At 71.6% G+C, this 22,084-nt stretch carries 16 protein-coding genes; 10 read left to right on the plus strand and 6 right to left on the minus strand.

What is annotated here, in order from left to right; translation table 11 throughout:
- Positions 1-156: 156 nt before the first annotated feature.
- The 4 genes from OG379_RS06135 to OG379_RS06150 all read left to right on the plus strand — a co-directional run bounded on the left by OG379_RS06135 (position 157) and on the right by OG379_RS06150 (position 7,415).
- Complete coding sequence (locus OG379_RS06135; protein ID WP_405660129.1) at positions 157-4,836, plus strand: RHS repeat-associated core domain-containing protein; 4,680 nt, start codon at positions 157-159, stop codon at positions 4,834-4,836.
- An 88-nt stretch (positions 4,837-4,924) separates the two neighbouring features.
- On the plus strand, positions 4,925-5,416 hold the full coding sequence (locus OG379_RS06140; protein ID WP_393757100.1) for a hypothetical protein: 492 nt from the start codon (positions 4,925-4,927) through the stop codon (positions 5,414-5,416).
- Between the two features lie 208 nt (positions 5,417-5,624).
- The gene (locus OG379_RS06145) at positions 5,625-6,371 is read left to right on the plus strand and encodes a TVP38/TMEM64 family protein (protein WP_393757102.1); all 747 of its coding nucleotides are present in this window, start codon (positions 5,625-5,627) and stop codon (positions 6,369-6,371) included.
- Positions 6,372-6,542: 171 nt separating this feature from the next.
- Positions 6,543-7,415: an undecaprenyl-diphosphate phosphatase gene (locus tag OG379_RS06150; protein ID WP_393757104.1), complete on the plus strand. Its 873-nt coding sequence runs from the start codon at positions 6,543-6,545 to the stop codon at positions 7,413-7,415.
- Between the two features lie 88 nt (positions 7,416-7,503).
- Here the strand turns inward: OG379_RS06150 and OG379_RS06155 are convergent, their stop codons facing one another.
- Positions 7,504-8,781, minus strand: coding sequence for a HEAT repeat domain-containing protein (locus OG379_RS06155; protein ID WP_405660133.1), 1,278 nt, complete (start codon positions 8,779-8,781; stop codon positions 7,504-7,506).
- A gap of 236 nt (positions 8,782-9,017) precedes the next feature.
- Between OG379_RS06155 and OG379_RS06160 the strand changes: the two genes are divergently transcribed.
- Positions 9,018-9,800: an SGNH/GDSL hydrolase family protein gene (locus tag OG379_RS06160; protein WP_405660136.1), complete on the plus strand. Its 783-nt coding sequence runs from the start codon at positions 9,018-9,020 to the stop codon at positions 9,798-9,800.
- Between the two features lie 2 nt (positions 9,801-9,802).
- Here the strand turns inward: OG379_RS06160 and OG379_RS06165 are convergent, their stop codons facing one another.
- Positions 9,803-13,939, minus strand: coding sequence for a molybdopterin-dependent oxidoreductase (locus OG379_RS06165; protein WP_405660139.1), 4,137 nt, complete (start codon positions 13,937-13,939; stop codon positions 9,803-9,805).
- A gap of 217 nt (positions 13,940-14,156) precedes the next feature.
- Here OG379_RS06165 and OG379_RS06170 point away from each other — a divergent pair, with 217 nt between their 5' ends.
- From OG379_RS06170 to lnt, 3 genes are all read left to right on the plus strand, one after another.
- Positions 14,157-15,020 (plus strand): universal stress protein, encoded by an 864-nt coding sequence (locus OG379_RS06170; RefSeq protein ID WP_393765481.1) that lies wholly within the window; start codon positions 14,157-14,159, stop codon positions 15,018-15,020.
- 99 nt (positions 15,021-15,119) lie between these two features.
- Positions 15,120-15,590 (plus strand): nuclear transport factor 2 family protein, encoded by a 471-nt coding sequence (locus tag OG379_RS06175; protein WP_405660142.1) that lies wholly within the window; start codon positions 15,120-15,122, stop codon positions 15,588-15,590.
- A gap of 109 nt (positions 15,591-15,699) precedes the next feature.
- Positions 15,700-17,328 carry an apolipoprotein N-acyltransferase gene (gene lnt / locus OG379_RS06180; RefSeq protein ID WP_405660145.1) on the plus strand — a complete coding sequence of 543 codons (1,629 nt, stop codon included), beginning with the start codon at positions 15,700-15,702 and terminating at the stop codon, positions 17,326-17,328.
- Here the strand turns inward: lnt and OG379_RS06185 are convergent.
- Both OG379_RS06185 and OG379_RS06190 read right to left on the minus strand, forming a co-directional pair.
- Positions 17,252-18,157, minus strand: coding sequence for a Gfo/Idh/MocA family protein (locus OG379_RS06185; protein ID WP_405660148.1), 906 nt, complete (start codon positions 18,155-18,157; stop codon positions 17,252-17,254). The genes lnt and OG379_RS06185 overlap by 77 nt on opposite strands.
- A gap of 33 nt (positions 18,158-18,190) precedes the next feature.
- On the minus strand, positions 18,191-19,402 hold the full coding sequence (locus OG379_RS06190; RefSeq protein ID WP_405660151.1) for an FAD-dependent monooxygenase: 1,212 nt from the start codon (positions 19,400-19,402) through the stop codon (positions 18,191-18,193).
- Positions 19,403-19,484: 82 nt separating this feature from the next.
- On the opposite strand from OG379_RS06190, the gene OG379_RS06195 reads away from it, so the two are divergent.
- On the plus strand, positions 19,485-20,114 hold the full coding sequence (locus OG379_RS06195; protein ID WP_405660154.1) for a TetR/AcrR family transcriptional regulator: 630 nt from the start codon (positions 19,485-19,487) through the stop codon (positions 20,112-20,114).
- Positions 20,115-20,154: 40 nt separating this feature from the next.
- Complete coding sequence (locus tag OG379_RS06200; protein ID WP_405660157.1) at positions 20,155-20,667, plus strand: DinB family protein; 513 nt, start codon at positions 20,155-20,157, stop codon at positions 20,665-20,667.
- A gap of 38 nt (positions 20,668-20,705) precedes the next feature.
- Here OG379_RS06200 and OG379_RS06205 read toward each other — a convergent pair whose 3' ends face one another.
- Entirely contained in the window at positions 20,706-21,197 is a 492-nt protein-coding gene (locus OG379_RS06205) for a hypothetical protein (protein ID WP_405660160.1), read from the minus strand.
- A gap of 109 nt (positions 21,198-21,306) precedes the next feature.
- Positions 21,307-22,026, minus strand: a complete 720-nt coding sequence (locus OG379_RS06210; protein ID WP_405660163.1) for a uracil-DNA glycosylase — start codon at positions 22,024-22,026, stop codon at positions 21,307-21,309.
- Positions 22,027-22,084: the final 58 nt, after the last annotated feature.

The following is a 22,084-nucleotide window of genomic DNA, read 5'->3' on the forward strand; positions in this document are numbered from 1 at the left end:
GCGGAGCGACCGCACGACGTCGAATGATTTTCGCGCTGCCCGACCCCCGCCTGCCGCGCGGCGCTGGGGAGGGAACCGGTTGATCCGACGGCGCGTCACACGCAAGATCGATCATCGGAAGATCGCAGCGCGAAGGGGAACGGGGGCTGTTGCGTCGTGGGTTACACAATTCCTGAGGGCGTCGACACGATGCTCGATGTCATCGGTGTCGGCTGGCCGAACGTGGACGAGGACGCCTACCGCGACATGGCGGACTCGTTGCGGGAGTTCGCGGACGACGCGGACGACGATGCGGGGACCGCCTACGGACACATACAGAGACTGCTCGCCACCGGGCAGAGTGAGTCGCTGGCCGCCCTGGACCGGCACTGGTCGAAGGTGCAGGGGAAGCACAAGGATCTTGCCAAGGCCGCCCGCCTGGTGGCCGGTGCGCTCGACCGGGTCGCCGACATCATCGTCGCCCGCAAGATCGCCGCGGTGGGCGAACTGGCCGACCTGTGCGCCACGGTGGGCGTCACCCTGGCCTTCGCTCCGGTGACGGCCGGCCTGTCGACGCTGCTGGCCGGCGCCAAGATCGCCGCAACCCGGATCGCGTTCAAGCGGATCCTGAAGGAGATGGCGGAGGCGGCCGTCTCGGAGATCGTCGCCATGCTCACGGAGCCCGCGGTGGCCGCGATCGAGAACATCGTCGCCGACCTGGCGATACAGACCGCGATGAACGTCGCCGGCGTCCAGGACGGTTACGACGCCGGCCAGACGAAGCAGGCGGGCAAGGACGGCCTCCAGATCAACTCGGCGGGCGGCCCCACCGGTCCCGGTTCCGGGAGCGGTCTGGACATCGACCACGACGCGCACGGCAAGTCCGGTATGCACCTGGCCTCCGTGGAGGTCACCATGCGGTCCCGGGCCGGCAGCAAGCTGAGCAGGGCCAAGGGGCACCATGGCCGGGCCAAGGGCAAGGACTCCCTCACCGCTGTTCTCGACACCACCATCGAGGGCATCACGGAGAAGCTCACGAAGGCGCTCGACGACCTGGGGAACCACGTCGGCAAGAAGGTCCCCGCCGCCATCACCAGAAGTTCCAAGACGCACAAGGACACCGACGGCGACATCCGCGACGGCATCAAGGCCATCTCGTCGAAGGACGACAAGGACGGCGGCGACGTCCGCCGTAGGAGCTCGGAGCCCGTACGCCGGCGCCCCAAGTCGATGCGTGAGGCGCTGGACCGTGCCCGCGAGGTGGCGATGTCCCTGCTCAGCAGGCGCTGCAAGACCGACCCGGTGGACGTGGCCAGCGGAGAGATGGTGATGTCCCAGACCGACCTGGTCCTGCCGGGCATGCTGTCCCTGGTGCTGAGCCGCACACACATATCCGGCTACCGCTTCGGCCACTGCTACGGCAGCAGCTGGGCATCCACATTCGACGAGCGCCTGGAGATGACCGGTGCGGGCGCGGCCTGGGCGCGGGAGGACGGATCCGTCCTGTTCTATCCGGCACTGCCGGCTGAAGGGGGCCCGGAGACACTGCCGCTGGAGGGCGACCGGCTGCCGCTCGCCTTCGTCGACCAGGGTGCCCTCGGCAATGTCACGTACGAGGTCACCGACCCGCGTACGGGACTCGTCCGGCGCTTCGCGGGCAACCCGTACCGCTCGGGCCTGTACTGGCTGAACGAGATCGAGGACCGCAACGGCAACGCCTACCGGATCAGCCGCACCGAGGACGGCCTGCCGGTCCTCGTGACGCACGACGCCGGCTACCGGGTGCGCGTGAGTACCGACCCCGAACGCGGAGTGGTCACCGGCCTGGACGTGCAGACCCCTGAAGGACCGGTGCGGGTGGCCTCCTTCGGATACGACACCGGGCGGAACCTGGAGTCCGTCGCGGGCTCGTCCGGTGTGCCGCTGCGCTTCACCTACGACGGCGACCGCCGCGTCACGTCGTGGACGGACCGCAACGGCTACACGTACGCCTATGTGTACGACATCGCGGGCCGGGTGGTGGAGACGATCGGCCCCGACGGGGCGCTCTCCTCGCGCTTCTCCTACGACACCGAGGCCCGCGTCACCAGGTTCACCGACTCAACGGGCGCGATGACCGTCACCCGGTTCAACGACCTCGGCCAGACCGTCGCCGAGACCGACGCCCTGGGCCACACCGTGCTGTACACCTGGGACCGCTACGACAATCTGCTGTCGCGCACCGACGAACTCGGCAACACGGCCGAATTCGGCTACGACGAGCGTGGCGACCTGGTCACGATGCTCCTGCCCGACGGGCGCCGCGCGTCGGCCGCCTACGACGAGCGGCATCTGCCCGTATCGGTCGCGAGCCCGGACGGGTCCGTCTGGCGGCAGGCCTTCGACGACCGGGGGAACCGGCTGTCGGTGACGGCCCCGGACGGCACGTCGACCAGCTACACGTACGACGCGACGGGCGCCCCCGCCACGGTGACCTTCCCCAACGGCATGACGGAGCGGCGGGTCAACGATCCGGCGGGACTCACTCTGTCGGCCACGGACTCCCAGGGCGCCACGTACACCCTCACGCGGGACGCCTTCGGGCGGCCCTGCGAGTCGGCCGACGCGGCCGGATCCGTGACCCGGCTGGAGTGGACGCCGGACGGGCGGATGTCGCGGCGTACGGCCCCGGACGGCACGACCGAGACGTGGGCCTGGGACGAGGAGGGCAACTGCCTCTCGCACACCGATGCCCTGGGCGGCACGGTCCGGTTCGAGTACACCTGGTTCGATCTGCTGGCCGCACGCACCGGCGTGGACGGGGCGCGGTACGAGTTCGCGTACGACACCGAACTGCGGGTCACCGAAGTCCGCAGCCCCCAGGGCCCGACATGGGCCTATACCCACGGACCGACCGGTCTGGCGACGTCGGAGACGGACTTCGACGGCCGCACCACGCGCTACGAGCACGACGCGGCCGGGCGGCTCGTCGCCCGCGTCAGCCCGTCCGGCCACCGCATCACCATGGCCTACGACGCCCTCGGTCACCTGCGGGAGAAGGACGCCGCCGGGGTGGTCACCCGGTTCACCTACGACGCGGCCGACCGGCTGACCCGGGCCGAGACACCGGCGTCCGTCCTCACCCTGGAGCGCGACGCGACGGGCCGCCTGCTGGCGGAGACCGTCGACGGCCGCACCATGCGCTTCGGCTACGACGCCCACGGCGAGCTGATCTCGCGCACGACACCGACCGGGGCCGTCACGTCGTACGCGTACGACCCGGGCGGCAATCGGACCCGCGTCGCGGTGGGCGGCCACGCCATGGACTTCACCCACGACGTACTGGGCCGCGAACTGCTCCGCACCTTCGGGCCCGCCACCGCCCCCGTGGCGCTCGCCTCCGCCTGGGACACCACCGGGCGTCTGACGTCCCAGACGGTGTCCACGGAGCGGCGCACGGTCCGCTCCCGGGCCTTCGGCTACCGCGCCGACGGCCTGCTCACCTCGGCCACCGACGAACTCAACGGGGTGACCACCCTGTTCGACCTCGATCCGCTGGGTCGGCCGCTCGGAGTGACCGTGGAGGACTGGTCGGAGCGGTACAGCTACGACGCCGCCGGGAACCAGACCGGCGCCCGGTGGCCCGACCGGGCGCGCCACACGGAGAGCTGCGGGGAGCGGGTGTACGAGGGGACGCGTCTGGTCTCCGGGGGCGGGCTGCGCTACGAGTACGACGACGCCGGCCGGGTCGTACTGCGCCAGAAGAAGCGCCTGTCCCGCAAGCCCGACACCTGGCGTTACACCTGGGACGCCGAGGACCGGCTCATCTCCTGCACCACGCCGGACGGCACGCTGTGGCACTACACCTACGACCCGTTCGGCCGTCGTACCGCCAAACACCGCATGGACGCGGACGGGACGACGGTCGCTGCCACGGTCCTCTTCTGCTGGGAGGACACCCGGCTGGCCGAGCAGACCGACGTCGCGTCCGGTGTCACCCTGACCTGGGACCACGAGGGCTACCGCCCCCTCTCCCAGTTGGAGCGCCGCACAGGCAGCGACGACGCCCGTCAGGACGAGATCGACAGCCGCTTCTTCGCCATCGTCACCGACCTGGTCGGCACGCCCACCGAACTCGTCGACGAACAGGGCGGGGTCGCCTGGCACAACCGCTCCACCGTCTGGGGTCTCACGGCCTGGAACCGCGACGCCACCGCCTACACCCCGCTGCGCTTCCCGGGCCAGTACGACGATCCGGAGACCGGACTCCACTACAACGTCCACCGGCACTACGACCCGGAGACTGCCCGCTACATATCGTCCGACCCGCTGGGGCTCGCCCCCGCCGCCAATCCGGCCACCTACGTGACCAATCCGTACACCTGGATGGATCCTGAGGGGCTGATCGCCAAGGGATGCACCGAGAAGGCCGGATGGTACGGCGGCCTGCTGCCGGCCAACGAGAGGGCGAACGGAACGCGGTTCCCCGTCTCGATGGAGGTCAACCACATCCCGCCCAAGGCGGCCTGGAAGCAGGTCATCGAGCCGGGCTTCTACATCGCGAACAAGCCGCACAGGAAACAGAAGGTCAACAACGGCCCGGCCATCCGCATGGAACGCGCCGACCACAAGAAGCTGAACAGCACCGACAACGACCTGGTGGCCCAGGCATGGCACCAGTGGCAGCGCGAACTGATCAGCCAGGGACGGCTCACCGAGGCGATGCGGATGGACATCGACGACATCAAGCGCAAGTTCCCAGGAAAGTACGACGATCACATCCAGCAGATGGTGGAAAGCCTGAAGGACAACAAGAACCTGCAGGCGCTGCTCACCAAGAAGGGCTGGACGATCGACAAGGCCGAACTGCTGCGATGAGGACCCCGCCGCGATGGCCACCACCTCGAGGGCGGGGCACGGGGGTACGGCAGAGTAGTAGGCGGTACGTATCGGACGGTCGGAAGGTATGGCGATGATTCTGGAACTGCTGCCGGAGGTCGGGGTTGCCACGCTCAGGCTCGGCATGTCGGCCGACGAGGCGGTCGGGGCCGCACGCGAACTGGGCTTCGCACCGTCCGACCCGGACTACGGCGACGCGCCCGGACAGGTGCTCTGCGAGCACAGGGAGTCCCGGACCGAGTTCAACCTCGGCTTCACCAAGGGCGCGCTGACCGACATCCATATGTATCGCTTCCAGATCGAGGACGCCGATGTCGCGGTCGTCCTCGACGGGCTCGACGTCTTCCGGACCCCCGCCGACGAGCTGCTGGAGCGCCTCGAGGAACGGGGCCACACGGTCGAGCAGAACGACGACGGTGTGGACACACTTCCCGACCTCAAGGTGATCCTGTCCAACGAGAGCAGCTTCGAATACCCGATGGACGAGGAGGGGGACCCGATCTACTTCGACTACGTCCTCGTCACCTCCGTGGACTTCCGGGGTCCGCGCGGCGACTGACCGCGGCCTGCCGCACCGCGGCGAACGGGTGTGCCGTGCTCCGGAGCGCTCCTCGCGGCCGGCCGGGAACAGGGGCCACCGCGCCTTGTTCCGGGCCGGCCAGGCCCGGGGTCACCGCCCGGAAGGACTTGGGTGCGTGACGAGTGACTCGTCGTCCGCCGCCCGCACGTTACGGCGATCACACACCTGTTTCGGTTAGGCTCCCCAGATGTTCGACCCCGTCCCCGCAACACGGCCCTCCGGCGGCCTCGCAGTGCGCTGTACGAGGGCGCTGCTGTCCCCCTGGTCCCGGTTCTCCCTGCTCGTGGCGGTCCTGCTGGCCGCCGCGACCACCATGCTGCTGTTCGAACCACAGCGGCTGCTGGCCTCCGGCTGGCCACCACAACTCACGGGTTCCGCCGCGGCGATGCTGTTCGGGCTCGCGTACGGCGTGTGCACCGTGGCCTTCGTACCGCGTCCGCTGCTCAACCTGGCCGCCGGGGCGCTGTTCGGTGCCCAGGCCGGTCTCGCGGCGGCTCTGGCCGGAACCGTCCTCGGTGCCGGCGTCTCCTTCCTGCTCGGCAGGGTGCTGGGGCAGGACGCGCTCCGGACTCTGTTGCGCGGCAAGTACCTCAAGGCGGCGGACGGTCTGCTGAGCCGGCACGGGTTCAGGTCGATGCTGGCGCTGCGGCTCTTCCCCGGAGTGCCGTTCGCCGCGGCCAACTACTGCGCGGCGACCTCTCGCATGGGCTATCCGCCGTTCCTGCTGGCCACCGGGCTCGGCTCGATCCCGAACACGGCCGCGTACGTCATCGCGGGCAGCTCGGCCTCCTCCCCCACGTCACCGGTGTTCCTGGCCGCGATGGGCTTCATCGTGCTGTCCGGGGTGGGTGCGGCGCTCGTGGCCTGGCGCAGGCGGCACAAGCTGGGTGGCACGGACGGCGAGTCGTCGCCCGGGGCGGGCGACGCGGCGTAGCCAGGGGCAGGCGGGAGTCCGTTCACCTGCAGGCGATACGCTGCGCGCAACCGACAGAGGATGTCCGGGGCCGTGGCGTCCCGTCCCCTTTTCTGACCGCATCCGCACGCCGCCGACGGCCTTCGCGTCCGTCGGCCGTTGCATGAGTACCTCCGGGATGGCCTAAGCCCCATGAGCTGGTTCGAATCATTCGTCCTGGGCCTCGTTCAGGGACTGACCGAGTTCCTGCCGATCTCCTCCAGCGCGCACCTGCGGCTGACCGCGGCGTTCGCGGGCTGGCACGACCCGGGAGCCGCGTTCACCGCGATCACGCAGATCGGCACGGAAGCCGCGGTCCTCATCTACTTCCGCAAGGACATCGCCCGGATCATCTCGGCCTGGTTCCGGTCTCTGACCAACTCCTCGATGCGCGGCGACCACGACGCCCAGATGGGCTGGCTGGTCATCATCGGATCGATTCCCATCGGTGTGCTCGGGGTGACCTTCAAGGACCAGATCGAGGGCCCGTTCCGTGATCTGCGCCTGATCGCGACCACACTGATCGTCATGGGCATCGTCCTCGGCATCGCGGACCGGCTCGCGGCCCGCGACGAGACCGGCGGCAAGCACCGGGCCATCAAGGAGCGCAAGTCCCTGAAGGAACTGGGTGTCAGGGACGGCCTGATCTTCGGCGTCTGCCAGGCGATGGCCCTGATCCCGGGCGTCTCCCGCTCGGGCGCGACGATCAGCGGCGGTCTGCTCATGGGGTACACCCGCGAGGCGGCGGCCCGCTACTCCTTCCTGCTGGCGATTCCGGCGGTGCTGGCCTCGGGCGCGTTCGAACTGAAGGACGCGGGCGAGGGGCACGTCTCCTGGGGGCCGACGATCTTCGCGACGATCATCGCGTTCGCCGTCGGTTATGCCGTGATTGCCTGGTTCATGAAGTTCATCACGACGAAGAGTTTCATGCCGTTCGTCATCTACCGCGTGATCCTGGGCATCGTGCTGTTCATCCTGGTCGGCGCGGGTGCGCTGAGCCCGCACGCGGGAGAGTCCGCCGGCTGACGGGAGGCTTCGGCGCGGAAGTCTCCAGCTCCCGGATGTGTTTCTTCCGCTCCGGACGCCTGACCGGCGTCGGTGGAGTGGGGGGTGGTCAGCGGCCGGCCCGCTCCCGCTCGTATCCCCAAGCCGCGCCGAGGTAGTGCTCCTCGTCCGGATGAGCGGGCTGCGGCGGGCCGAGGCGAAGGGCCCCTTCCACGCACCGTCCGTCGTCGTGGCGGGCGAGGCCGTACACCGCGATGACCCGGACGTGGCGGTCATCGTCGTCCATCAGAGCAGCCATGGCATCGATGAGGACGGGATCGTGGTCCTTGCCGTCGGCGAACGTGAGGCAGGCGTCCTGCCGCACCCCTGCCTCCGGGTCGCGCATCAGCTCTCGCAGCGCCGTGCGAACCGCGCCGGAGAAGGCGGGTGGCGAGGGCCAGGCACCGAGTCCGCGCGCCACCGCGCGCCGGACGCGGGTCTCATGGTGGCCTGCGTGGGGCAGGAGGGCCGCTTCCGCTCGCGGACCGGAGTGCTCTCCGAGGGCGACCAGCACCTCGGCGAGGACGGCGGGGTCCGTCTCCTCGGCCGACCAGCCGGTGAACGTGTCCAGGGCGGGGCCGGCGAACGCGTCCTCGTCGCTGCCGTCGAAGAGATGGGTCAGCCGCAGTACCTCGGCGCCGAACAAGCGGTGCAGCGGCTCCGTGTGCGTGCGCAGTGCCGCGGCGGCCGTCCAGGTCGCCCGGTCGCGCCGGTGAGCCAGCAGCATGGTGGCAGCGGCCCATGACGCGTGGTCCTGATCGGCGTGGACAGTCGCCCGGGCCATGAGCTCCTCGAACGGGGTACGGGCACCGAGCAGTTCCTCCAGGCGTGTGAGGACCGCCCCGTGCCCGTCCCGCACGGTCATACCGTCGAGGGTGCACTCGTCGACGCTGTTGTACTCGTCGTCCTGGACCCGGGTCCGGGTGACGACGTCCTCGGAACCCGTGCGCCGCCGCAGTCCGGCCTCGACACCCGTCTCGCACCAGTCGCGGGCGAGGTCCCGCGCGTCCAGCAGCTCCGACTCGGCGTAGCGTCCCAGGATCCTGTCGTCCAGGAGGGCATGGACCAGAGCGGGCGACCCCGAGTCGACCGCCTCGCGCAGCGGCAGCAGGCTCCCCGGTGCGCCGGTCCGGGGATCCGCGCCGTACTGCAGCAGCAGTTGGGCGATGGCTCCGGAGTGCGTGCGGACCGCCAGGCAGAACGCGGCGTCGTCCACGTAGGGGCCGCGGTGCTCCACGAGAATCCTCCGCACCGCGGTGGTGTCCCCGGCCCGGACCGCGCCGATCAGCGGGGACTCGGCGTCCGCCGCACCGTCCGCACCCGTGTCCCTACCGGCATCAGTAGCCATGCTTCTGCTCCCCCGTCGCTTCTCCCGCAACCTCATTGTGGCAAGGACGCCGCGCGTGACGGAGGCCGAGCAGGCCGCGATGCCGAGGGCCGCGCCGTAGCAGCTCGCCGGGGGACGGGTCATTTCACCGATGACGTGGGCGCGCCGGAGCGGGAGGTTGGGCGTGGTCACGGCCGTCGGCCTCGCGCGGCAGCCGTGCGCCGGCCGCGTTCCCTCCCCACACCACGGAGAACCTCATGCCTCTCCCCCGTACCGCCGGTGCCGCACTGCTGGCCCTCGCGATCGCCTCGGTCACCACGTCCACCGCGGCAGCCGCCCCCGAGGCCGCCGAGGTGAACTACGTGGCCCTCGGCGACTCGTACGCCTCCGGTACCGGCGCCGGCAGCTACTCCGACATCACGTGCACCCGGAGCCGTAACGCCTACCCCGCTCTCTGGGCCGATGCCCACGACCCGGCCTCGTTCTCGTTCGCCGCCTGCGGTGGTGCGAAGATCCCCGACGTGCTCGGCGACCAGGTGGATGAGCTGGACGAGGAGACCACCCTGGTCAGTCTGAGCATCGGGGGCAACGACTCCGGCTTCGCCTCGACCATGCTCAGCTGTCAGTACTCCACCCAGTCGGCCTGCGAGCGGGCCCTGGAGACGGCCGGGGAGTACGTCGTGAACGAGCTGCCGGGCGAGCTGGACACCCTCTACGCGACCGTCCGCGCCCGGGCGCCCCGTGCCCAGGTCGTCGTCGTCGGTTACCCGCACCTCTACAAGGAGGGCGGCCTCTGCCTCGGCGGGCTCAGCTCCGCCAAGCGCACGGCCGTCAACCGGGGTTCGGATCTGCTCAACGAGACGATCGCGGGCCACGCGGCGGCGGCCGGGTTCGCGTTCGCGGACGGCCGGCCGGCGTTCGCCGGGCACGAGATCTGCACGAGCGACGCCTGGATCAGCAGCTCGAACGTCCACCCGACGGCCGAGGGCCACGAGTCCGCGTATCTGCCGGCCTTCAGCGCCGCCGTGTCGGGGAACTGATCTCAGTACACGTCGCGCACGTACCGTTTGTCGGCGGCGAGCTGCTTGACGTACGCGGCGGCGGCGTCCTCCTGGAGTCCGCCGTGGGCCATGGCGATGTCCCGCAGCGCCCGGTCCACGTCCTTCGCCATCCGGGAGGCGTCGCCGCAGACGTAGAAGTGGGCGCCGTCCTGGAGCCAGGACCAGAGCTGGGCACCGTGCTCCCGCATCCGGTCCTGTACGTAGATCTTGGCCCGCTGGTCGCGGGAGAAGGCGGTGTCCAGCCGGGTGAGGGTGGAGTCGCGGTGCAGGGAGTCGAGTTCGTCGCGGTAGTAGAAGTCGGTCGCCTTGCGCTGCTCGCCGAAGAACAGCCAGTTCGCGGCGCGGTGGCCGAGGGCGCGCCGTTCGTCGAGGAACCCGACGAACGGGGCGACCCCGGTGCCGGGACCGACCATCACCATGGGGGTGGCCGGGTCGGCCGGCGGACGGAAGTGCGGGGCACGCTGGACGAACACGGGGACGGGGCTGCCCGGTTCCGCGTCGGCGAGGAAGGTGGAGGCCACGCCCTTGCGGACGGTGCCGTGCCGGTTCTCGTAGCGGACGACGGAGACGGTGAGGCTCACGAGGCCGGGGTCGGTGAGCGGGCTGGAGGATATGGAGTAGAGCCTCGGCCGCAGGCGGGTGAGAGCCCCGGCCCACTCGGCGGCGGAGGCGCGGGCGGAGTACTCGGCGATGACGTCGACGGCCTGCCGGCCCCAGGTCCACTGGGCGAGTTCGCCCTTGTTGTCCGGGCGTAGGAGCTTCTTGAGGGTGCGGTCGTGGGTGCGTTCGGCGACCAGGCGCAGCAGCCCGGGGGTGATCCGGGCGATGTCCAGGTGACGGTGGAGCGCGTCCCCGAGCGACACGGACCCGACGCCTGACACCTCGACGGTGTCCGTGGGGTCCAGGCCGGTCACCGCGAGCCACTCCGCTACCAGTTCCGGGCAGTTGAGCGCTTCCACGCCGAGTGCGTCGCCCGCCTCGTAGGTGAGCGGTACGGGGCTGTCCTGCGTGTCGAAGGTGAACCGGCGCACTTCCTTGGTGGCGCCGGGGAGGCTGAGCAACTGGTTGCCCACGAGCCGCCCGGTCGCCGTCCTGGCGGTGCGGGACGGGGCCGACGGGGTGGCGGGAGCGGTGGGTCCGGCGGGGACGGCCGGGGCGCCCAGGGCTGCGAACACCTCGTCGAGCCACTGCCCGGCCGGCTCCTCGTAGTCCGGTTCACAGTCCGTACGGGGGACGAGCCGCACGGCGCCCAGTTCACCGAACCGCTCGTCGAGCCGCCTGCCGTGCCCGCAGAAGTCGTCGTACGAGGAGTCCCCGAGGGCGAGCACGGCGTAGCGGACCCCGTCCAGCCGGGGCGTGTCGGGCGCGTTGAGCGACTCCCAGAATCCGGAGCCGTTGTCCGGCGCGTCCCCGTCGCCGAACGTGCTGGTGACGACCAGCAGATCGGCTGTGCGCGGCAGGCTGTCCAGGGGGCTGTCATCCATCCCGAGGAGGGTCGCCGTCCGCCCTTCGGCGGTCAGCCGGCGGGCCGCGGCCGCGGCGACCTCCTCGGCGTTCCCGGTCTGCGAGGCCCACAGGACCACGACCTGCCGGCCCGGAACGGCGCCGGCCCCCTGGGCCGCCCCGGCGGACTCCGGGGCGCGGGAGGCATCCCCGGGGGCGCGCGAGAACATGCCGGCCAGTACGCCGTTGACCCACAGGGCACGGTCGGGTTCGAACGGCGCGTGCACCGGCAGTACGGGGGTGCCCGCCGGCTGTGTCCCGAGTCCCGCGAGGAATCCGGACAGATAGCGCCGCTCGTGCTCGGTCAGTACGGGCGGGGCCGTGTCCGCGATCCCGAACACCCCGGCGAGGGCGGCGGCGGGGCCGCCCACGGAAGCCGGGACAGGGACGGCGGGGGCCGGCGCGGCGGCCGGCACGACGGCGGCGACCTTCACCAGCGTCACCGCGCAGACCTTGAACTCGGGCTGGAAGGAGACCGGGTCGACGGCGTCGTTGGTGACGGCGTTGACGCTGAGGTACTCGCCGAAGAGATCGTTCCAGTGGAACGGCGCGAAGCAGTCGCCGGGCCGCACCCGGTCGGTCACGACGGCCGGCAGCACGGCCCGGCCGCGCCGCGAGGCGACCTCGACCGAGTCGCCCTCCGTGATCGAGAGGGCCGCCGCGTCCCGCGGGTTGATCTCCACGAACGGGCCCGGGTTCAGCCTGTTGAGCTTGGCGACCTTCCCCGTCTTCGTGAGGGTGTGCCACTGGTGCTGCAGGCGGCCGGTGTTGAGCACGTAGGGGAAGTCGTCGTCGGGCATCTCGGCCGGCGGCATGTGCGGGCGGGCGAAGAACGCCGCCCGCCCGCTCGGGGTGGGGAACACGAGCCGTGGCACGCTCCCGTCGGCGCGTACGGCCCGGTTCTGGCTGACCCCGTCGTTGAGGTAGCGGACCGGGTTGCGCGCGGGGCCGTCCGGGGTGGCGCTGGGCCACTGGACGGGGGTGCGGCGCAGCCGCTCGTAGGTGACTCCGCGCAGGTCGTAGCCGGTTCTCGGGTTGTGGGCCCGCTTGATCTCCTCGAAGACCTCCTCGGCGCTGCTGTAGCCGAAGGCCGCCTCGTACCCCATCTCACAGGCGATCCGCGCGATGATCCGCCAGTCCGGCCAGGCCTCCCCCGGCGGATCGGCGGCCTGTCCGGCGAGCGTGAGATTCCGTTCCGAGTTGATCATGACGCCCTCGGCTTCGCCCCACAGCGCGGCGGGCAGGGCGACGTCGGCGTACGCGTTGGTCTCGGTGTCGGCGAACACGTCCTGGGTGACCACGAACTCCGCGGACTCGAGCCCTTCGATGACCGTTCGGCGGTTGGCCACGGATGCCACCGGGTTGGTGCAGATGATCCAGCAGGCCTTGATCGCACCGTCCGACATGTGCCGGAACATGTCGACGGTCCCGACGCCCGCCGCGTCCGTGCGCAGGGTCCCGGGGGCGATGCCCCACAGCTCCTCGGTGAAGGCGCGGTCCTCGTCGGACTGCAGGCCCCGCTGCCCGGGCAGGCCCGGGCCCATGTAGCCCATCTCCCGGCCGCCCATGGCGTTGGGCTGGCCGGTGAGCGAGAAGGGGCCGCTGCCGGGGCGGCAGACGGCTCCGGTGGCCAGATGCAGATTGATCAGGGCGTTGGTGTTCCAGGTGCCGTGGGTGCTCTGGTTGAGGCCCATGGTCCAGCAGCTCATCCACTCACCCGCCTCGCCGATCCAGCGGGCGGCCAGCCGGATGTCCGCCTCGGGGATGCCGGTGATCTCCGCGACCGCGGCGGGCGTGTAGTCCCGCAGGAAGCCGGGCATCGCCTCCCAGCCCTCGGTATGCTCGGCGATGAACTCCGGGTCGGTGTGGCCGTTCTCCACGAGGAGGTGCATGAGGCCGTTGAGCAGGGCGAGGTCCGTGCCCGGGCGTATCTGCAGGAACAGGTCGGCCTTGGCGGCGGTGGCGTTGCGCCGGGGGTCCACGACGATGAGTTTCGCGCCGGCCTTCACCCGCTCCATGAGGCGGAGGAAGAGAATGGGGTGGCAGTCGGCCATGTTGGAGCCGATGACGAAGAACGTGTCGGCGTGGTCGAAGTCCTCGTACGACCCGGGCGGGCCGTCGGCGCCCAGCGAGAGTTTATAGCCGCTGCCCGCACTGGCCATGCAGAGCCGGGAGTTGGACTCGATCCAGCTCGTGCGGACGAAACCCTTGGCCAGCTTGTTGGCGAGGTACTGCGCCTCCAGCGTCATCTGCCCGGAGACGTAGAGGGCGAGCGCGTCGGGTCCGTGCTCGTCGACGATCGCGCGCAGCCGTCCGGCGGTCTCCTTGACCGCTGCTTCCATGGGCAGCGGCGCGGGCTCCTCGCTGCGGTCGGCCCGGACCAGGGCCGTCGTCAGCCTGCCCGGTGCGGCCAGCATCTCCGCGCTCGTCGCCCCCTTGGTGCAGAGCCGCCCGCCGTTCGCGGGGTGCGCCTTGTCTCCCGTGGCCTTGAGGACGGTGCGCCTGCCGTCGGGGCCCATGCCGATGTCCAGGACCATCCCGCACCCGACACCGCAGTACGAGCAGACCGTCCGCACCTGGGCGGGAGTGTCCGGCTGCGGGTTCGGCACGGTCATGGACGGCCTTTCATGGGGGACGCTGATGTCGCGACGGTACGAAACGCCCGTTTCCCGGGTGTCACGCCGGACGATCAAGCGTGGTTACGTCCGCTGCACAGTGGCACGCGCACGCCGGTGAGGGCCCGGCGGGCCCCCGGTGCGCAGCCGGGTCATAATCACGGTTCCGGGCTGTCCCGCCCCGGCCCGGAAGCTCTCCGACCCGGTGGAGGCTTGTATGAGCGCCGACGACCTTCCCGTGATCGCCGCCGTGGACGGTTCCGCCCCCAGCTGGGAGGCGCTCGACTGGGCCGCCGCCGAGGCGGTGCGCACCGGTCTGCCGCTGCTGATCGTGCACGTCAGGCCGCCCACCAGGCGTGCGGAGGAGGAGAGAGGGCTGCGGGAGGCCGAGGAGCTGCTCGCGCAGGCCGTGCTGCGGACCTCCCGGCTCGCCCCCGAGCTGCCCACCTCGACGCTGGCGCCGCTGGACTTTCCTTCCGCGGCGCTCACCTCGCTCAGCCGTGACGCCTCGCTGGTGGTCGTCGGTTCGCGCGGTCTCGGCGGATTCCGCTCGCTGATGATCGGATCCAACAGCCTGGCCACCGCCTCGATGGCGCACTGTCCGGTCGTCGTCGCCCACACCGGCAGGACGGACGAGGGCGAGATGGAGTCGTCGGACGCCTTCCCGGACGTGGTCGCGGGGGTCGCCGCCGACGAGAGCAGCGGCGCGGTCCTCGATTTCGCCTACGCGGCCGCCTCCTCCAGGCCGGGTGCACGGTTGCGGCTGGTGCACGGGTGGACGATGTTCTCCTCGATGCTGTCCGGCGGCCCGGTGTTCGACAGCGACGCGGCGGCGGAGTCGGCCGAGCGGGTGCTCGGCGAACTCACGGCGGGCCGGCGCGAGAGGTACCCGCAGGTGGAGGTCGTGCGCGAACCGGTCCGGGGGTCGGCGTCCCGCACCCTGGTCACGGCATCGGCCACCGCCGCGCTGACCGTGGTCGGGCGGCGCAGGGGCGGCGAGGCCCTCGGGCTGGGCCTCTCCCCCGTCGCTCAGACGACGGTGACGCACGCCCTCGGCCCGGTCGCCGTCGTCCCCACGTGACACCTGCCCCCGGACTGGGCGACACCTGCCCCCCGGACGGGGCCGGGAGGCCCTGCCCGGCCCCTTGGCTTGCGGCGTGCGACGGCCGAGACTTGGGCGATGACACAGCGCGTGGCTCTCGCGACGGTGATGGACCGGCTCTCCATCGATGCAGTGATCACCGATTACGCCGTGGCGTGGGGCGACGGCGTCTGGCAGGACTACGGCGCTCTGTTCACGCCGGACGGACGCGCCGACTACCGCGGTGCGGGCGGTGCCGAAGGGCGGGCCGCCGAGGCCGCGGGGTGGCTGGCGGAGAACCTGCGGGCTTACCCCGCCCGCCAGCACCTGATCGTCAACAGGCGCCTCGATCTCCAGGATCTGGGCGGCTACCCCGGTGACCGGGCGCAGGTGCGGGCCGACTACCTCAGCCCGGCGGGCCCGGGGGCCTGGGACGGGGAGGCGGCTCCGGCCCTGGTCACCGGCGGCGGGTATGTCTTCGAACTGGTGCGTACGGAACCGGGCTGGCGGATCCGCACCGTCACTGCGCACCGGAAGTGGCGGTACGCGCCGGGGGCGGCGGCCGGCTGAACCGCGGCAGGAGGGGGCGCCCGGCCGGTGGCCGCGGCACGCCCCCTGTGCGCTGCTGATCTTCTGCACCACACTGGGATCAGGCGCACGACCGGCGAGGAGGGCATGTATGCCGATGCTGCGCGGGCGGCTTCGCGACGAACCGCCCGGTGACGAAGGCGCACGGCCGTACGAGCGGCTGCTGCGGACCAGGACCGGGCGCGGCGCCGTGGCCCTGTGCGCGGGCGCCCTGCCCGCCCTGGCGTTTCCCGCGCCATCGCTCTGGTGGCTCGCCTACGTCGCCCTGGTGCCCTGGCTGCTGCTGATCCGCTCGGCGGCCACGGACCGCCGTGCGGCGGTCGACGGCTGGCTCGGCGGTACGGGCTTCATGCTCGCCGCGCACCACTGGCTGATGCCGAGCCTCCATGTCTTCATTCTGCTGCTCGCCGCCTTGCTGGGACTGCTCTGGGCTCCCTGGGGCGTGCTCGTGGCCCGGCTGCTGGGGGGCTCGCCCTCCGTCCGGCGTTCGGTGGCCGCGGTGGCCGTGGTGCCCTCCGGATGGCTGATGATCGAACTGGTCCGCTCCTGGGAGGGGCTCGGCGGCCCCTGGGGACTGCTGGGCGCCAGCCAGTGGGACGTACCGCCGGCGCTGCGCGTCGCCTCGGTGGGGGGTGTGTGGCTGGTGAGTCTGGGGCTCGTGGCCGTGAACACGGCCGTCGTGCTGCTGGCGGCCGCGCCGGCGGCCCGTACGGCCGGGGCCGCGTGTCTGGTGGCGGGGGCGCTGGGCGTGGGGGCGACGGTGCTCTGGGCGCCGCGTCCCGAGGAGACCGGCACGGCCCGGATCGCCGTCGTGCAACCGGGTGTCGTCGAGGGTCCCGGCAGCATCGAACGCCGCTTCGCGCATGGCGAGGAACTGACCCGGGGCCTCGCGGGCCGGGACGTGGACCTGGTGGTGTGGGGCGAGAGCAGCGTGGCCGTCGATCTGTCCCGGAGCAAGGCGACGGCGGACCGTGTCGCCGCACTGTCCCGTCTGGTCGGGGCCGATGTGCTGGTCAACATGGACGCCCGGCGCACGGACGGCCCCGACCGCGCCGGAATCTTCAAGTCGGCGGTGCTGGTGGGTCCGGACGGCCCGACCGGGGACCGCTACGACAAGATGCGCCTGGTGCCGTTCGGTGAGTACGTCCCGGCCCGCGCGCTCCTCGGCTGGGCGACCTCGGTCGGCAAGGCCGCGGGTGAGGACCGGCTGCGGGGAAGCGAGCCCGTGGTGATGGAGCTGCCGGACGGGCTGCGGGTGGGTCCCCTGGTGTGCTTCGAGTCGGCGTTCCCCGACATGAGCCGGCAGCTGACGAAGGACGGCGCCCAGCTGATCGTCGCCCAGTCCTCCACCTCGACGTTCCAGCAGAGCTGGGCCCCCGAGCAGCACGCCTCGCTGGGGGCGCTGCGGGCGGCGGAGACGGGCCGCCCGATGGTGCACGCCACGCTGACGGGCGTGAGCGCGGCGTACGGCCCCCGGGGCGAGCGGGTGGGGGTACCGCTGGGCACGGACGCGAGCGGGGCCGCCGTCTACGACGTACCGCTCGCCCGGGGCACCACCCTCTACGTCCGGCTGGGGGCCTGGCCCGTGTACGGCGCGCTGGCGGTGCTGGCCGTCTTCTTCGGAGCGGCGGGGCTGCGGTCCCTCAGGTCGCCTGCTCCGACGCGTCCAGGACCACCCGCTCGCACAGCCGGTGGGTCTCCAGGGCGTCCCGGGCGCTGAGCACCTCGCCGGACCGCACCGCGTCCAGGAAGGACAGCACGCTCTGTTCGATTCCGCGCTGGCGGGCGACCGGCACCCAGTCCCCGCGCCGCCGAAGGGTCGGCTGACCCTTGTGGTCCACGACGTCGGCGAGGTTGAGGACCTGCCGCTTCGTGTCCTGCCCCGAGACCTCCAGGATCTCCTCCGTCGACCCGTTGAGCCGGTTCATCATGCCGATGGCCGTGAATCCGTCGCCGGACAGCTGGAGCACCACGTGGTGCATGAGCCCTTCTGCGATCCGCGCCCGCACGACGACGTTCGACACGGGGCCGGGGACCAGGAAGCGCAGGGTGTCGACGACATGGATGAAGTCGTCCAGCACCATGCTGCGCGGGTCCTCGGGCAGGCCCACCCGGTTCTTCTGCAGGAGGATCAGCTCCCGCGGGTGCTCGGCGCACTGCGCGTACGACGGGGCGAGCCTGCGGTTGAACCCGACCGCGAGAGAGACACGGCGTTCCTCGGCGAGGGACACCAGCCGCTCGGACTCCGCGAGTTCGTAGGAGAGGGGCTTGTCGACGTAGGTGGGGACGCCCGCTTCGAGCAGCCGTCCCACGATCTCCGCGTGAGCGGCGGTCGGCGCGTGCACGAAGGCGGCGTCCATCCCCCGGTCGAGCAGCGAGCCGAGGTCCTCGTGGCACTGCCGCTCGGGGATCCGGTGGGCCCCGGCGACAGCCGCCAGCGTGGCCGGGGTGCGGGTCTGCAGATGCAGTTCGACGCCGGGCAGGGTCGTCAGTACCGGCAGATACGCCTTCTGCGCGATGTCGCCGAGCCCGATGCAGCCGACCTTCACGAGGTTCTCCCTGTCGCCTTGACCAGGGTCTTGTCACGGTCGCGTCGTCTGTCCTTCCCTGGTCCCGGCAGCATACGTGCGCTGCGGCGGCTGCCAGTCGCAGATCCCGTCGAACGTGCGCAGGACGAGACCCGGGCCCAGCCGGGAGACGGCGGACATCAGCCCGTTCCGCAGGGCCACGGCCGGCGCACTGGACAGCCCTGTCATCCGGGAGACCTGCGCCGCCTTGCGGACCATGGCGGTCGTACGGGGATGCCTGGCCGCGCTGTAGGCGGCCACACCCGCTCCCAGGTCACCGTCGGGTGTGACGTGGTGGGCGAGCACGACGGCGTCCTCGATGGCCTGGTTACCGCCCTGACCGAGGAAGGGGACCATGGCGTGCGCCGAGTCACCGACGAGCACGGTGCGGCCCCGGTGGAAGGAGGGCAGCGGATCGGCCAGCTGGTACACGTCGTGGCGCAGGACCTGGTCGGGCTCGACGGCGTCGATGATCGCGGGGATCGGGTCGTGCCAGTCGCCGTACCGGCGCAGCAGCTCGGCCTTCTCGTCGTCGGCGGCCCGGGCCCCGGCGGGGACCGCCGCCGCGGCGTAGGCGTAGATCCCGCCGTCCTTCAGGGGGTGGCTGCCCCAGAGCGCGCCGCGGCCCCAGGTCTCGTGCGAGCTGAAGGTACGGCCCAGCCCGGGGGCGAGGACGCGCCAGGTGGTGAAGCCGCTGTACGAGGGGCCGGGGTGGCCGGGGAACAGCTCGGTGCGCACGGCCGAGCCGATGCCGTCGGCACCGACCACCAGTTCGGCCTCGATGTCACCGGCGGCCGTCCTGACGAGGGCCGGGCTTCCGCCCGCGCGGCCCGGATCCACGAGTCGCGCCGGTGTCCCGGTGCGCACGGCGTCCTCGGGGAGCCGTGCACGCAGCAGATCGACGAGCGCCGAGCGGTGCAGCAGGACGAGCGGCCCGCCGAACCGTTCCGCCGCGGCGGCGCTGTCCGTGCGGGCGAGCCAGCGTCCGGACGGTGTGCGCATGCCGCCGTCCCCCTGCCAGGCCGCGAGGGACCTGACCTCGTCACCGAGTCCGATGACGTCGAGAGCGCGCTGGGAGTTGGGGGCGAGGCTGATGCCCGCGCCGACGGGTTCCAGTGAGGCGGCACGTTCGAACACGGTGACCTGCCACCCGCTCCGGTGCAGCGCCGCCGCGGCGGTGAGTCCGCCGATTCCGCTGCCGATGACCACCGCACGGGACGTCGTCATGACTGACTCCTCCTCGGAACTACATCTGTAGTAGGTGAGCTCCACCGTACTACAGGTGTAGTGAAGGCGGTAGATTGGTTCCATGCCCACACGCTCCACGCCCCCGGCGGCCGCCGACGCCCGGCCGTCCGCGCTCTCCCGCGCCGAACTGATCGCCGACACCGCTCTCACCCTTCTCGCCGAGCGCGGGATGAGAGGTCTCACCCATCGGGCGGTGGACGAGCGGGCCGGGCTCCCCCAGGGGTCGACGTCCAACCACGCCCGCACCAGGCAGGCCCTGCTGGAAGCCGCCGTCCGCCGCCTCGCCGAGCTGGAGGCACGGGTGCTCGCGCCGGGGGAGCTGCTCACCAGCAGCGATCCGGCCGGCGCCGCCGCGGGGCTCGCACACGCGCTGCACCGGTATCTCACCGGCTCCACCGACCTCCTGGTCTGCCGCTACGAACTCGCCTTGGAGGCCACCCGCCGCCCCGGCCTCCGGGTCTTCTACGACGAGGCGGGCCGGCGGTTCCGCGAACCGCTGGTGGCTCTGATGACCGCGGCGGGATCGTCCGAACCGGAGCGCCACGCGCTGTCCGTCGTGGCCTGGGCGGAGGGGATGATGTTCGCCTGCGCCGTGGGCTCCTACCACCGGGCCGTGCCGGCCGAGGAGGAGCTGCGCAGGGGCTGCGCCGAACTGCTGCGGGGGATGCTCGGCACCGGGGCCGCCGGTTGAGCGATGGCGCCGCCGGTCGTCACTGCGCGAGGGTTCCCGCATGACGACAGAGGAACGGTCCGTGCCGGCGCTCGACGCGGCCGGGCGACAGATGCTGGAGGGGTGGCTGGACCACCACCGCGCGACTCTGGCCATGAAGTGCGAGGGGCTGACCGACGCCCAGCTGCGGGAGGCGTCCGTGCCCCCGTCGGAATTCAGCCTGCTCGGTCTCGTGCGGCACCTGGCCGAGAACGAACGCGGCTGGTTCCGCGAGGTGCTGGCCGGCGAGAAGCTGCCGCCGATCTACGGGACCGACGAGGACCCGGACGGGGAGTTCCACGTCACCGATACGGACACCTGGGACGAAGCCAGGTCCACCTGGCTGGGGGAGATCGAAGCGGCCCGGGCCAACGCCGCCGGGGTCGGTCTCGACGACCTGTCCGTCGGCGTCGGCAGGCAGGGCACGCCCTTCAACCTCCGCTGGATCTACACGCACATGATCGAGGAGTACGCCCGGCACAACGGCCACGCCAACCTCCTGCGGGAACGGATCGACGGCGCGACCGGCGCCTGACCCCCCGGGACGGAGCCCCCGCGGCGAGCCGGCCCGCGTCACTCCCCCGCCGCGCTCCCCCGCATGCGCTGCTCCATCCGCCCGATGGCGGCGCGGATCCCTCCGCCGTATCCGTCGTCCTCCAGCACCCCTACGGCGTCCCAGGCACGGTCCAGATGGACCCGGGCGGACTCGAAGCGCTGGAGCTTCAGATAGTCCGCCGCCAGATTGAGGTGCAGGGAGGGGACGAGGGCCCGCACGGCGGTCACCTCCCGGCGCTCACCGCCCGGCTCCGGGTCCGTGCCGGGGCCCGCGTCCGGGGCCGTGACCTCCGCCCCGGTCAGGCCTTCCGCGGCTGTCAGCGCCCGGAGGTCCCAGGCGAGCTCGTCCCCGGGATCGTCCTGGGTGTCGGCCATGTAGTGGGCGAGGGTGCATCGGTGCAGGGCGGCACCGCGCTCACCGATCTCCGACCAGAGGATCCCGAACCGGTTGCGGGCCTCCTCCCTGTCCCCCGCGTGGAGCAGCATGATCGCCTGGCCGATCCTGGTCATGACGGCGTCCCCCGGCACTTCCCACTGCTCCACTACAGAGGTCCCCCCTGATCACCACCCGGCCTGTTCCGGTGGCTCAGACGCTAGCGGCAGCCACGGGCAATCACGCTCAGGCGCGTGCCCCGGCGGTCGGCCGGGTCGTCCCGAGGCCCAGGTCCGGGATCCGCCAGTCGACGGGCTCGTGGCCCTGCGCGGCCACCGCCTCGTTGATCTGCGTGAAGGGTCGGGAGCCGAACCACTTCTTGGCGGAGAGCGGCGAGGGGTGCGCGCCCTTGACCACCACATGGCGGTCCTGGTCGATCAGCGGGATCTTCTTCTGGGCGTAGTTGCCCCAGAGGACGAAGACGGCCGGGTCCGGCCGCTCGGCCACGGCGCGGATCACCGCGTCGGTGACCTTCTCCCAGCCCTTGGCCTTGTGCGAATTCGCCTCGCCGCCGCGGACCGTCAGCACCGCGTTGAGCAGCAGGACGCCCTGCTCGGCCCACGGCATCAGATATCCGTTGTCCGGGACCGGCAGCCCGAGCTCGTCGTTCAGCTCCTTGTAGATGTTGCGCAGCGAGGGGGGCGTCTTCACGCCCGGCCGGACCGAGAAGCAGAGGCCGTGTCCCTGCCCCTCGCCGTGGTAGGGGTCCTGGCCGAGGATGAGCACCTTCACCCGGTCGTACGGCGTGGCCTCCAGCGCGGCGAAGACCTGTTCGCGCGGCGGATACACCGGCCCCCTGGCCCGCTCCTCCTCGACGAAGTCCATGAGCTCCTTGAAGTAGGGCTTCTGCAGCTCTTCGCCGAGGACGCCGCGCCAGGACTCGGGCAGCAGGTCGGTGTCGGTCACGTCCACAACCTCCGGTAAGCAATCGGTTCTTGACCACAGAACCTACCGGGGACCACTG

Source organism: Streptomyces sp. NBC_01166 (genome assembly GCF_045039765.1).
In the GTDB taxonomy this organism is placed as follows: domain Bacteria; phylum Actinomycetota; class Actinomycetes; order Streptomycetales; family Streptomycetaceae; genus Streptomyces.

Excerpts from the sequence above, each read along its gene's own strand:
- OG379_RS06140 (WP_393757100.1), top strand. The coding sequence starts at position 4,925 with ATGGCGATGATTCTGGAACTGCTGCCGGAGGTCGGGGTTGCCACGCTC.
- OG379_RS06145 (WP_393757102.1), top strand. The coding sequence starts at position 5,625 with ATGTTCGACCCCGTCCCCGCAACACGGCCCTCCGGCGGCCTCGCAGTG.
- OG379_RS06150 (WP_393757104.1), top strand. The coding sequence starts at position 6,543 with ATGAGCTGGTTCGAATCATTCGTCCTGGGCCTCGTTCAGGGACTGACC.
- OG379_RS06155 (WP_405660133.1), bottom strand. The coding sequence starts at position 8,781 with ATGGCTACTGATGCCGGTAGGGACACGGGTGCGGACGGTGCGGCGGAC.
- OG379_RS06160 (WP_405660136.1), top strand. The coding sequence starts at position 9,018 with ATGCCTCTCCCCCGTACCGCCGGTGCCGCACTGCTGGCCCTCGCGATC.
- OG379_RS06165 (WP_405660139.1), bottom strand. The coding sequence starts at position 13,939 with ATGACCGTGCCGAACCCGCAGCCGGACACTCCCGCCCAGGTGCGGACG.
- OG379_RS06170 (WP_393765481.1), top strand. The coding sequence starts at position 14,157 with ATGAGCGCCGACGACCTTCCCGTGATCGCCGCCGTGGACGGTTCCGCC.
- OG379_RS06175 (WP_405660142.1), top strand. The coding sequence starts at position 15,120 with ATGACACAGCGCGTGGCTCTCGCGACGGTGATGGACCGGCTCTCCATC.
- lnt (WP_405660145.1), top strand. The coding sequence starts at position 15,700 with ATGCCGATGCTGCGCGGGCGGCTTCGCGACGAACCGCCCGGTGACGAA.
- OG379_RS06190 (WP_405660151.1), bottom strand. The coding sequence starts at position 19,402 with ATGACGACGTCCCGTGCGGTGGTCATCGGCAGCGGAATCGGCGGACTC.
- OG379_RS06195 (WP_405660154.1), top strand. The coding sequence starts at position 19,485 with ATGCCCACACGCTCCACGCCCCCGGCGGCCGCCGACGCCCGGCCGTCC.
- OG379_RS06200 (WP_405660157.1), top strand. The coding sequence starts at position 20,155 with ATGACGACAGAGGAACGGTCCGTGCCGGCGCTCGACGCGGCCGGGCGA.
- OG379_RS06205 (WP_405660160.1), bottom strand. The coding sequence starts at position 21,197 with ATGACCAGGATCGGCCAGGCGATCATGCTGCTCCACGCGGGGGACAGG.